This is a genomic window from Anaeromyxobacter dehalogenans 2CP-C, assembly GCF_000013385.1.
In the GTDB taxonomy this organism is placed as follows: Bacteria; Myxococcota; Myxococcia; order Myxococcales; family Anaeromyxobacteraceae; genus Anaeromyxobacter; species Anaeromyxobacter dehalogenans_B.
In genome coordinates, this window is record NC_007760.1 from 3742486 (window position 1) to 3754312 (window position 11827).

Below are 11827 nucleotides of genomic sequence, written 5' to 3' on the forward strand. Positions count from 1 at the left end.
GCGACGAACGCCACTCGCAGGCGGCGGGGCCGGGCCGCCGAGATCTCGCGCGCTTACCGTCGCCAAACCTGATCCCAATCCTGATCCCAACCCTGATCCCAATCCTGCGGACTCCAGGACACACCCCCCGGGAACACCCCGTTTGCTCCATTTTGAACCACGTGGTTCAAGAGGCGCCCGGCGCTCTTCCCGTGGCAGTCCGCGGCGGGCATGAAGAAGCCGGACGGGTACCGCAGATCATTCCGCGGCGCGTCCAGCTAAGTCGCGACCGTGCATTCTGTCGCCTCTAAGCGCGGCGAACTCGCGTGAGCAGTTCCTCCATCACCGCGATGAACTGCTCGCGTTGCTCCGGCGCTACGCCTCCGCTCTTAATGCGGACTCCTCGATGATGACGCAGCCCATCGGGCGAAGCGATGCCCAGGCGCGGCGTCGCTACCGCATCCACACGGCCCGAATCCGCACGCCGTGTCGCGCGGCGTCGCGAAGAAGCTCATGCGGCCCATGCCGTACACGGCGCGGCGAGTCTAGTGCGCGAAGCGTCGCGGCGCGCTTCTCGCCTTGACTACCGCGACGGCCGTTCGCGCGGACTACTCCGCAACCCCTGCACGCCGGGAGCGCCCACCGGTCCGACCTCGTGTCCGACTCGCTTCTGCCAAAGGCGGTACTTCAGCGCAGTCGCATCCCGAGAAGTTCGCAACATCCTCTCGAACAGTACCGGTCGGGACCGCGATCACCAGAAGCGATCGAGCGCGCGTCATCGCAACGTACATCGCTCGCCTTTGTTCAGGCTCCGGCTGCCCCACACCGAGCTGCTTCACGGCGCACTCGCCGCGACTGCCTAGCGCCACCACCACTGCGTCATAGGTCTTGCCCTTGGCCGCATGGATGGTCTCGACTTGTACGCGTCGCACGCGCGAAGCGTCTCCAAACAAGGCTCTGGTTGGCACCCTCAAGAAATCCGTGACGTGCTTGCGCCCGCTCTTCACGAACGCTTTCGGCCGAAGCTCCTGCGCTTCGTCTTGCGACACAGCGACGCCGGCCACAGCCGCCGCAGCAGGGAACATCGTTTGGAGAGCGTCCGCCCACGCTCCAAGCGGCATCGCCGCGGACGGCAGTCGCTCCAACACAGTTGTGAGCGCACGGCGACGATCGATATCCATCGCGGTCGTCCGCGCACCGCTCACGGTCGCCCGGCGCAACGCGAGCGTCGCAAGAGCCGCATCCAGGAGACCGAGCGAACGACCCACCCGTCCTGCGTCGCGTTCGACGGCCGCTAGGGCGAGCAGCCTCGTTGCGCTCCCTCCCGCATCGACGTGCCAGGGGTCTACTTCGTCAGGCACCTCGAGAATGCGATTGAGCAACGTACGATTCCGAACGAGTACCGCAGCCGACCCGGCGGAAGGCGCTACGCCATTGGTCTCACAATACTCTTCAAACCGCGGCACGAGATCCGCCGGACGCTTCGGATCATAGATCCACAGAACAGGCCGAATCCCCGTGCACGTCCCCCTTGCGGCCGACGCTAACGTCGAGAAGGGCTGCGCGGCGTTGCAGATCTGTTGCGAGTTGCGCCGACTCTCGGTCAATTCGGACCGGTGATCCCAGTCAAGTTCCTTTCCACTGGCTTTACGCTCGAACAGCTCAGGGTGAGCTGCCCTCCACTCGTAGATCGATTGGTCCGGATCGCCGACCAAGACGATCTCCTGCAGCCCGGCCCCGACCAGGAGATCGAGGATCCGCATCTGCATTTCGGACGTGTCTTGGGCCTCGTCGACGACCACTTCGGGGAACCGCCTTACGAGCGCTTTCGCGACTTCCGGAAAGGATTCAAGGACCCTCACCGCCCAATACGCGGCGTCGCTCGGGGTTGCCCATCCATCCTTCCCAAACTCTCGTTTAAGAACCGAGCATCGATCGTGCCCCGTTGGACATTGGAAAGGCCGCCGCCCACTCCTCACGATGTTTCCTGCGAGGTCCCACGAGAAGTGCTCCAACCTACACCCGCTGCGATTACACGCGGGGCGGCCCCACGCCCATCGCCCCGAAGCCACCCAAGGCCTTTCCGGGAGCCCGACGATGGCCGGCCTCCCCGCGCATCCCATCACCCTGTGCCCGAACGGCAAGAATACAAAGGAATTGATGAAGGAGTCTAGCGTGCCGAGGAAGTGTGGATACGCTCCAAACGCGTCGCACCGGAGGGCGACAAGCGACCGACGCACCTCCTCGCACGCGACGTTTGTGAATGACAGCGCAGCAATGCCTGCGTGGCGCGCCTTCCACTCTCGAATCCGATGGGCGAGCAGACGAGCAACCACAAACGTTTTGCCACTGCCAGGACATGCCCGCACCGTGAAGCGGCCTCGACGCTCCACAACGGCGCGCTGCTCGTGCGTGAGGGAGTCGTCGCTCATGACCGCGAACCACGACGCGCCACGTGCTTCGCTGCCGCGGACAGGTAGTCCGGAACGACGAACGTTCTTACTGGTGTGCCTTCGTCTAGCAGCGCAGCCAGACGCTGCGCTACGGCAGCCTTCATGCCCGACAGCCGAGCCCATACCGCTGCCGCGCGGCCCCAGTCGAAGTCCAGAGTCGCCGCCTGCTCTCGCAGATTCCGCGCCACTGTCGGGTGCCCGCATCCCTCGACAGCCTCGGCTATCGGCTCGAGATTGTCCGTGAACATCCCCAATTCGACTTCGAGCGTCTTCCGAGCACGAAATACCTTTAGCGTTCCCCCCTCGAGTTCTGCGGCTTTGGAAGACCTGTCCGACTGCCGCCCTGCTGCCAGCACTCGACCGGCGGCCATCAACTCGGCGGCATCGCGCAGTTTCGAGGGCTCGAGTTCACCAGCGCAGCGATCATCATCGGTCACGAGTGCGCACGGAATGTGGAGCCGACGAGCAGGTTCGTCGCTGTTGAAGAGCGCCGCGAATGGTGCGAATGACACACCGGCTACGGCGACGACCTCGACTGCGCTGTGATCGAACCGGTACCCCGCACGCTTTGCGAGCACGGGGAAGAGAAGCGCCTCCGAGATTCCCTCAACCAGAACGACCGCGCGCGAAAACAAGAGCTGCGATCTAGTAACGTCGAGGTACCGCCTGAGATCTGCCTTCTGGTTCTCGTCGAGAGGACACCGCCTCAGAGCCGTCGCCGTTACTCTCCCTTCAGCACGATGCATAACAATGAGGCTGTCCAAGCTCGCACGCGACGTGAGCGTCGGCGAATGTGACGTCACGAAGACTTGAACTTGATTCCCTGCGTCGTCGATAACGCTGGTTCGGCTGAGGAAGTCGTAGACGAGCACCTGAAGTTGCGGATGAATATGCGCCTCCGGCTCCTCTATCAGGAGGGCGCTGTAGTTCTGAAGCCCCGCCTTCCGACGCTCGACGAGGTCGCCAAGCACGACCCCCATGTAAATGAGGTTGTTGTACCCCATCCCGTTCTGGTCGACTCCGAACGGCTCCACGTGGTCAAGCAACTCGGCATACAACTCGCCGAGTTTCTCCTGTTCAGGTTTTCCCAGATGCCCCAACCTGATGAGCACTCGGTCTCCATCCTCCGAGACTCGGTCGAGCAGATTGGCGTTAGCGCCTGCCCGCTGGCGAAGTTCCTTCCAAGACTCCACGTCGTAGACCGCCACGAACTCGCTTTCGCCCGCCTGTGGGAGCAATAGCCGAAGCGTGTCCGCCACTCGCTCGAATGCCGGCGCACCAAGACTGATGCGGACGCTTTGACGCAGTTCGTTTCCCGCCAGCTCGGACAAGTGATCGTTGATCATTTCGGCCGTTCTCTGGATACCCCCCTCGGCCAGAATGAAGCGATTGGCCTGTCGAACGTGAGCCTCTACGCGGGCGCGATCAACGGGATCGCTGATCACACGCTTTACGAGATGTCCCACTCGCCCCCCACGCTGGGGCCTGAGATCCGACTCCGCATCTCGGAGTGCACCAAGGTACATATGAGAGACGAGTTCCCACACTGCGGGGGGCACGGGCTGCCCCTCGACTTCCCCGCCCCACACGGTTTGACGAACTCGGCTCTGCCCGCCGACCGTTTCGAGTCGGAACCGCAGGTGAACCTGCGCCGATACTGGCGGCCCAGGAACGAGAAGTTCATAGAAGACGCCCTGCTCGGCGTTTGAAAGCCCCTCGAAGATCGCATCTAGCCGAATCTCATGAGCCGGCTCGCCTCCCGCTGCACAGTAGAAGTCCTGCGGCTGGACATAGACGTCGCGTCTCCCGGGGCCGAGACTGAACAGCAGTCGCAAAGCGTCAACGATGGCTGTCTTCCCGACGTTATTCTCGCCGAGGATCACGTTCATCCCAGCCTGGAACTCGATGGTGATTCCGGATGAACCGAAACACCGGAAGTTCTCGATCCGCAACGTAGCGAGATGCATCCCCACCCCCTCAGGCCACTCGGCCGCTCCTCGACTCGGAATGTTGCCGAGTGGACCGAGGCTCGACGGCGCGAATCGTTCATCGATGTAGCGCTCATTCCCGGGCCCCATCCGCGGCAGAACCACTTCACCACACGAACGATCCCACGTCGGCCTGACAGGGCGAGATTGCTGGCGACTCCCACAACAGGGCCGCCTCACGCAGCGGGAGAACGGACCTCCTCCCTTCCCCTTTTGGCCCGTCGTCCGCCCGGTAACAGGAAGCCGGACGGGCCGCGAGGTCAACCGCGGCCACCGTCCGGCGAACGACGAACGGGCCTGTGAGCACCCTCTACACGCGCCGGACCCGCATCAGCAGCTCCTCGAGTATGGCGATGAGCTGCTCGCGCTCGTCCGGCGTGACCACCCCACGCTGGATCCGCGCTTCCTCGATGACGACGCGCCCATGCTCCCTCGAGAACAGCGGAGGCGACGAGTCGGGCAACACCTCGCTTTCGGTGACTACCTCCGGCGTGACGACCTCCGCCGCCTCCTCGGGCGTCGTATCCGAGCTCCGGTTTCCTACCGCGGTGGATGCCGCGCTGACCGCCTCGCCCGACAGCCCGCTGTTCGTGAGGGCGGCGCTCTCTTCGTCGTCCCCGCCCGCCACCTTCTTCGCGTGCTGCTCGATACGTCGGATCGGCCACTTCTCCCGCACGATGCGCTCGAGCAGCTTGTCGACCCGCTTCAGCGCCTCTTCGTTCCCGACTGCCTTCTCGAGTGCGTTGAAGACGCGATCGACCTCGATGGCTCCCCGGGCGTCGAGCTCACCGCGGATGAGCGCCTTCTTGATGGGCTCGATCGCCATATGGATACGGTAGAGCCGACGCGCCTGGGCGTAGCTGCGCCCGATGAGCTCGCCTGCCTCGCGCACGTCGAGGTCTCGCGCCCCCATGAGCTGCGCGAGGACGTCGGCCTCCTCGACCGCGTTCAGGTTCTCGCGGTGCAAGTTCTCCTCGGCCTGGGCCAGCAGCTTCGTGGGACGGTCGACCAGCTTCGGGTCGATGATGCAGGGGATCTCCTCGAGGCCTGCGAGCTGCGCCGCCCGCCACCGCCGCTCCCCCGCGACGATCTGGAAATGTCCGGGCTCGGCCCCGTGCGGCGTCACGATGATGGGTTCCCTGACTCCGGAGCGGCGCAGGCTGTCCGCGAGTGCAAGGAGCCGCTCCTCGTCGAACTGTTGGCGCGCCTGTCCATCCGGCGCGGGCGAGATGAGGTCCAGTCGGACCGACCGGAGCTGCTGGCCCGGGAGGATGCTGGCGAGCACTGCGTCCTTGGTCGCCTCGGCGGCGTAGACGGCAATCGGGTCGGCTCCGTTCGCGTCGGATGCCCTGACCTGTTCGGCGCGAGTGATCCGCGACGTGAGCTTCTCTACGATGGACATCTGGCGGCCCTCAGCCATGGCTCGCCTCCAGGATCGGCAGGAGCTCGTCGAGCGCGGCGAGATAGGCCGGCGGCCCCTTCGACGGCCGGTAGCGTGCGTCGTAGAGCGGGATCCCTTCGGCGAGCGAACGCGCGATGGCGGTGGCGAGCGGGATGCGCGTGCGGAGCGCCCGGTCACCAACGAGCCCCTCCAACGCCTTGAGCGCCTCGCGCGACTCGGTCTGCTCCTCGACGAACCGCGTCGGCAGGTAGGCGAGCACGTTCGCTTCGGGGGCGACGCCGCGGCGGAGCTGCTGGACCACCCGTCCCAGCTCCGGGAGGACGGAGACGGCGAGCCGCGTCGTCTCGACCGGCGCGAGGATCGGCCCGGCGGCGAGCGCGTTGTAGGTGACCGGACCGAGGCTCGGGGCGCAGTCACAGATGACGAAGTCGTAGCGATCCTCGACGCGCTGGAGCGCCTCTCGGACGGCGACGGGACCGGTGAGCTGGTTCGCGCGCTGCACCTCGAGGTCGACGCCGACGGCCCAAGGGCACGCCGGGACCACATCCAGTCCTTCGCAGACGCGCTGCGGCTCGAACGGCAGCTCGGGCCTGAGCAGGAACTCGAGGACGCCGTAGGCGCCGGGCTGCGCGTCCACGCCGAGCGCCGCGGTGGCGTTCCCCTGCGAGTCGAGGTCGACGACGAGCACGCGCCGGCCGGTGCGCTGGAGTCCCCAGGCGAACGCGACGGAGGTCGCGGTCTTCCCGGACCCTCCCTTCGGCATCGCCACGACGAGTCTGCGAGCAGTCATGTCCATCTCCTCCGCCGGCGCGAATGGGGCCGGCGGGTTGACTCTGACCGTCTGGCGTGTGACATACAACGCGCATGCTGTGCACCTGTTGGGTCGGATTCGAGTGACTGTCAGGGGCGACCGGCAGGATGGTATCGAGGTGAAGCATGACGAACTCCGATCCCATCGCCCTGTGGCTCGCCGCGAGCGTCGTGACCGGCGTCGCGGCGCACGTGGCGCTCGCCGCACGGAGCAGGCGCGCGTACCGGCGGTTCCGCGAGGCTTACGTCGGGGCCGTCTCGGCGGCACAGCAGACCGGCGCCGCGGACGCGCTCGTGCGCGCGCAGGAGCTTCATCGGGAGTTCATGCGAACGACGCCGCCGCCGGGCTGGCTCGCCGGTCTCGGCGCGCGCCTCAAGGCCGCGCTCGTCGTGTGCGCGGTCGCTGGCGTCGCCGTGATGGTCGCCACGGGCCGCCTGCCGCCCATCGTCGCCGGCGTCGCGGTGTTGTTCGCGATCGGCCTGCGGCGGATCCTCCTCGCGACGGCACTGCTCCTGGCCCTGTTCGTCGCCACGAACATGGTCTCGCCGGCGGGTCGGGCGGACCGCACTCCGGTGACCGCCCACTCCGCGCCACCCGATGCGGCCAAAGCGCTCGGCCGCTCGCGATGATGTGCGCCACGCTCGCCCTCGCGGCGCTGCTCGCGGCCCGCGGCCCCATCCCGTTCGAGGCCGAGATCGACGCGGCGCTCGCCGAGACCTCCGCCATCTACCCGGTCCCGAAGGCCCTCGTGGTCGCGGTGATCTCTGTCGAGAGCAGCTTCCGCCCGCGCGCGGTCTCCCGTGCCGGCGCGAAGGGCCTCATGCAGCTCATGCCGTACACGGCGCGCCGCGTCGGCATCGCGGAGCGGGATCTGTTCGACCCGCGCCGGAACGTCCTCGGCGGTGTGCGGCTCCTCGCTGTGCTCCTCCGCCACTACGAGGGTGATGTGATCGCCACTCTGGTCGCGTACAACGCGCGGCCGCGCCGGCTGTTCGCGCCGGTTCCTCGCAACGGCGAAACGCCGGCATACGTGTGGAAGGTACTCGCGGCAACGCGGTTCTCGTTGCCGGTGGTCCGAAGCTGACGATGTGTCCCGCGGCGTGCGAGAAGAGTTCGTCAACGACGTCGAATACTCCCTCTCCCTCCAACGCCCTGAGCCGGGCTGCGCGGCATCGTCGCCAATGCTCCTGGGGCTTCATGGTTCCGAGGGTGTCCGCAAGTCAGGTAGGCTGCTCACCTCACCGCGAGGGGGGACCCCATGGACAAGCATCTGAGCCCGTTCGTCTTCGGCGCCGACCTATCGAAGGAGGACGGTCACATCGCGTGGCCGGCGTACCGTCAGACATCGGCCAAGGAGGTCGGTTTCGCCGAGCGATGGCTTCAGAACGCCATCGAGCGCGACCCGAGTCTTGTGGTTTCGCCGTGCACGCAGGCGGGCTTCACGAACGAGCGCTGGTGGTTCTGGGCAAGCGAGTTCCCGGTCGACGTCGGTAGCATCGACATCCTGCTGGTCTCGGAGAGCGGCCGGGTCGCGATCGTAGAGACCAAGCTCTCCACCAACCCTGAGGCTCGTCGCAGCGTGCTCGCGCAACTGCTCGACTACGCGGTTCATCTTGGCGAGGTGGAGGTCGAGGCGCTCCCGGATGTTCCGGAGGGCGTTGAAGCTTCAAGCGAGGAGATCGCGCGGCGGATCCATGAGGAGCGCGATTACCTGCTCGTCGTCGCCGGCGACCAGCTTAATCCGCGTGCCGTCAAGCTCGGGCGAACGCTCCTTGGCGACCATATGCTGAACGAGTGGGAACTTGCGCTCGTCGAGGTGACGGTCTTCGAGCGCATGTCCGACGCTGGCGGCCCGAAGCACATCCTCGTCCCGCACATCAAGGCGGCGATCGAGGTCGAACGCCGCCAGACGGTGAAGGTCGAGGTGGAAGGCGATAGGAGCCGGGTGCTGGTGGAGCGCCTCGAGCCGGGGAAAGAGGAAGGTCCGAACGGGCCGTGGACAGAGCAGAGCTTCCTCGCTGCACTCGGTCAAGCGCCTCACATGCGGCCCATCAGCAACCTCGCCGTCAAGCTTACCGAGATCGAGCGGACGTTTCCTGGTGCGCACGTTCGCTGGGGGACAGGGAAGGGCGCGTCGGCGCTCCTCAAGAAGAATGGACGCACGCTTATCGAGATCTACGTGGGGTGGGGCCACATCGTTCTCGCGAAGGATACCGTCGCGCTCGAGGGTGCACTCGGCAAAGCGGGAGCGAAGCGTTGGCTCGAAGTACTCACATCTCTTTTCCCCGAGCAGATGAAGATGACGAAGCCAACCGTCCGCGGGAGCGACCCCAGGCTTGCCGAGGTTTTGCCGCTCGTTGTCGAGGTCCTTGGAATCGCGAGCACGAAGAGCTAACAGCGGCCTGACGCATGCCTTCCATCATGACGAACGTTCGCGTGTACCTAACGATCGCGGAGGACGCGGCTGCAGAGTCGAAGCGACTTCTTGAGGAGGGAAGAAGTCCGAAACCTGATGGTCAGCCTGGGTATGTCGTGAGGCATGATCCTGAGCGCCGGTCCTTCAAGCAGAGCTTCATCGCAATCGCGTTCGCCGGCATGTACCTGGAGGCGCTACTCGCGCTGGTGGGAAGAGAACGCCTCGGCCCAGAGCTGTACAAGAAGATCGATCGCGCCCACACGACCTACGAGGAGAAGCTGAGGCTGCTCGGCATCTCGGACTCAGACCTCCTCGCCGCGTGCAAGAGGTTTCGCGAGGCGAGAAACGATCTCATGCACGAGAAGCCCGTCGATCTGGAGTCGCAGGATCTCGGCGAGTGGCGAACGGCCCAAGATGAAGCCTCATTTGCGATAGAAACCGTAAGGGCGATAACGAAGGGGCTGCGAGGAGACTGACCTGCCAGCTTCGCGGGGGGCCACTCACCGGCACGTTGGACCCGCGTCGGTCACCGCCTCCACCGGATGCGACCGATCGCCTTGACCTTGCTGACGGCAAGGGAACCCCGTTCGTTCCGAGCCTTCGATCCCGGCGCGGCGAGCGCCGCGATGACTGCGCCGCGTTCCGCTTCGTAGATCTCGCGAGCGTCGAAGTTCTCGTCGAGAAGCACCATCAGCACCGCGTCCCACTCCTTCGTGATGTCGATCGACCCGAGCTGCTGGCCCTTCTTGCTGCCATTCTGGAGACACCGGCCCTTTATCTGGAGCCGGCGAGGAGCGTCACCGCCGTCTTGCTCAATGGCGTCGAAGCCCGCCTGACGCGCGACCGTGAGCTCCAGACCCAGAAGCCGCGCGGCCTCGTACTCGGCGACCTCTCCCGTGATGCCGAGGGGCTTCCCGGTGACCGCGCGGTACTCTTGCGCGAGCGCTTTCGCGCTCCTCAGCAACTCCATCGCGCGCGCGTGCCGAGCGGAAGGCTCGCCAGCGGCCGGGGCATTCGTAGTGGCCGCGCCGTCGCGGCATGCGTTGTCGTTCTTCGTGCTCACGTGAGTTCGTAACATACGGTGAAGCTCGCCCCATCGCCTCGGGGAGGCGCCGCGACGATCCTGTCGCCGGCGCTCATGTACTTGCGCATGACGCGGCAGCAGATCGGCATCCGGTTCCCGGGTCCCGGATAGCCCCCGACCGAACGGTGGAGCTCGCCTGCGTTCACGACCAGGGACTTCTTCGAGTCGCGTCTCGCGCGCGCCAGCCGCTCACCCAACTCCTGCTCGAACGCGGCCGCTTTCGGTGCCGCCGCCGCCGTGGGGCGCGCCATCATGCGTGCTGGCTTCTCGACGACTGGCTTCTCGAGGGCCCTATTCACGACGGGCGATCCAGTGGCGGGACCCGCAACGCGTCGGGGCAGAGGCAACGCCTCCGTGCGCACTTGCTCGTTGCGAGTCAGCCACGCGAGCTGTTCGCCCTGCGCCAGCCTCTCCATCGGGACGACGCAGCGCTTGCCGTCGCCCATGACGAGCGGCATCAGGTCTTGGCGATAAGCGTCGCCGGCGAACCACAGGATCGTCCTCGCCTCGCGGTATTCGGTCCTCGCGATCAGCTGGCGATGAACTCCCAGCGCCCATGCGCGTCGTTCGGCGCGCCCAGAGTCCGCGAGCGTCTGCTCGTACGGCGCGATCACGTCGCCGGGATGCACCAAGCCGTGCTTCGCACTGAGGATGAACGTGTCACGCGCGACGCGACGCGCGAGAGCGTACGCCTTCCGGAAGAAGGAAGAGGGTGCGTACAGATCGGCCGCAGCGCACGGAACAGGAGCCTTCTTCTTCGTGCAGCTGAGCAGCGCGAGGACGGGCTGCTCCAGTGCCGAGTTTGCGCTCTCGCCCAGCGGGACGCTCGCGAGCGGAGTAGCCACCGCGACTGGGTGCACAGCGCTCTCGCGAGACCTTCCGCCACCGAGCGACACGGACGGCGTGTGCGCCACCAGGCGCTGGAACTCGTCGAGGAACGCAGGGTCAAACGAGCGGCCGACATGCTTCACGTTCCAGAGCCCACTCCGCCGGATCGCTTCGTCGGCCGCGTGATGCCCCAGCCACCCGGACGAGGCCGGCTCCGCGGTCGCGGCTTCGGAGAGGAGCGCGATCGCGTGGGCCTCGATGTAGGCGCGCATGCTGTTCGGGCCGGGCGTATCGTCGGCCTCGATCCACAGCACGCGCATGCTCGCGAGATACTCGCTCACGAGTTGTTCGAGGGGCAGTTCCGACGCGCGCATCTCGGGCGTCGGAGAAGTCGTCATCCAAGCCTCCGCCATGTCTGGGCTGCGGCCCGAGCGAATGAGTGCGAGCCCGACGTGGTGACGGAACACGGACCCGCGATGGTTGCCGACTCCGACACCCGCATCGCCGCCGTAGCCCTGGTGCTGCTTCAGTCGCTGCCACAAGGTCGTCTTCGAGCCGGCAGAAACCGCATGCGTTCCTACGCGGACGACTCGCTGCCCCGCCGCACTCGGGCGGCGCTCTTCGCCCGGCTCGAAGAAGAAGTACACGCCGCGGCTGGGCCACGACATGCGACCGTCACAGGGGCCAAAGGCTCTGCCTCCGCCGAGCCGGACCGACAGCTCGTCCAGGATCGCGTAGAAGTGGTCGCGGTACTCGCGGTGACTTGCGATTGCCAACGGGATGCCCCCCAGAAAGCACCACGGTACGCAGCCGCGACCACCTACCGGCGCGACGACTGCACTGGCGTTCCGACGAGGTTCAGTCTC

At 66.1% G+C, this 11827-nt stretch carries 10 protein-coding genes; 4 read left to right on the forward strand and 6 right to left on the reverse strand.

Annotation, left to right across the window (positions count from 1 at the left end):
• Positions 1–587: 587 nt before the first annotated feature.
• The 4 genes from ADEH_RS22855 to ADEH_RS16880 all read right to left on the reverse strand — a co-directional run bounded on the left by ADEH_RS22855 (position 588) and on the right by ADEH_RS16880 (position 6612).
• A complete protein-coding gene (locus ADEH_RS22855) occupies positions 588–2411 on the reverse strand; it encodes a UvrD-helicase domain-containing protein (protein ID WP_011422321.1) in 1824 nt (607 codons plus the stop codon).
• The gene (locus ADEH_RS16865) at positions 2408–4399 is read right to left on the reverse strand and encodes an ATP-dependent nuclease (RefSeq protein WP_198133794.1); all 1992 of its coding nucleotides are present in this window, start codon (positions 4397–4399) and stop codon (positions 2408–2410) included. Before ADEH_RS16865 ends, ADEH_RS22855 begins: the two co-directional genes overlap by 4 nt.
• A gap of 331 nt (positions 4400–4730) precedes the next feature.
• Positions 4731–5822, reverse strand: a complete 1092-nt coding sequence (locus ADEH_RS22620; RefSeq protein WP_198133795.1) for a ParB/RepB/Spo0J family partition protein — start codon at positions 5820–5822, stop codon at positions 4731–4733.
• 10 nt (positions 5823–5832) lie between these two features.
• Positions 5833–6612, reverse strand: a complete 780-nt coding sequence (locus ADEH_RS16880) for a ParA family protein (RefSeq protein WP_011422324.1) — start codon at positions 6610–6612, stop codon at positions 5833–5835.
• A gap of 146 nt (positions 6613–6758) precedes the next feature.
• On the opposite strand from ADEH_RS16880, the gene ADEH_RS23030 reads away from it, so the two are divergent.
• The 4 genes from ADEH_RS23030 to ADEH_RS16900 all read left to right on the forward strand — a co-directional run bounded on the left by ADEH_RS23030 (position 6759) and on the right by ADEH_RS16900 (position 9525).
• Positions 6759–7262, forward strand: a complete 504-nt coding sequence (locus tag ADEH_RS23030) for a hypothetical protein (protein ID WP_011422325.1) — start codon at positions 6759–6761, stop codon at positions 7260–7262.
• The gene (locus ADEH_RS23035; RefSeq protein WP_049760123.1) at positions 7262–7717 is read left to right on the forward strand and encodes a lytic transglycosylase domain-containing protein; all 456 of its coding nucleotides are present in this window, start codon (positions 7262–7264) and stop codon (positions 7715–7717) included. The genes ADEH_RS23030 and ADEH_RS23035 overlap by 1 nt, the downstream gene beginning before the upstream one ends.
• 174 nt (positions 7718–7891) lie before the next feature.
• Positions 7892–9028: a hypothetical protein gene (locus ADEH_RS16895; RefSeq protein ID WP_011422327.1), complete on the forward strand. Its 1137-nt coding sequence runs from the start codon at positions 7892–7894 to the stop codon at positions 9026–9028.
• A gap of 26 nt (positions 9029–9054) precedes the next feature.
• Positions 9055–9525, forward strand: a complete 471-nt coding sequence (locus tag ADEH_RS16900; protein WP_157061386.1) for a hypothetical protein — start codon at positions 9055–9057, stop codon at positions 9523–9525.
• A gap of 50 nt (positions 9526–9575) precedes the next feature.
• On the opposite strand, the gene ADEH_RS16905 is transcribed toward ADEH_RS16900, so the two are convergent.
• Positions 9576–10112, reverse strand: a complete 537-nt coding sequence (locus tag ADEH_RS16905; RefSeq protein ID WP_198133796.1) for a DUF6998 domain-containing protein — start codon at positions 10110–10112, stop codon at positions 9576–9578.
• Positions 10109–11608, reverse strand: coding sequence for a DUF6884 domain-containing protein (locus ADEH_RS23330; RefSeq protein ID WP_198133797.1), 1500 nt, complete (start codon positions 11606–11608; stop codon positions 10109–10111). Before ADEH_RS23330 ends, ADEH_RS16905 begins: the two co-directional genes overlap by 4 nt.
• Positions 11609–11827: the final 219 nt, after the last annotated feature.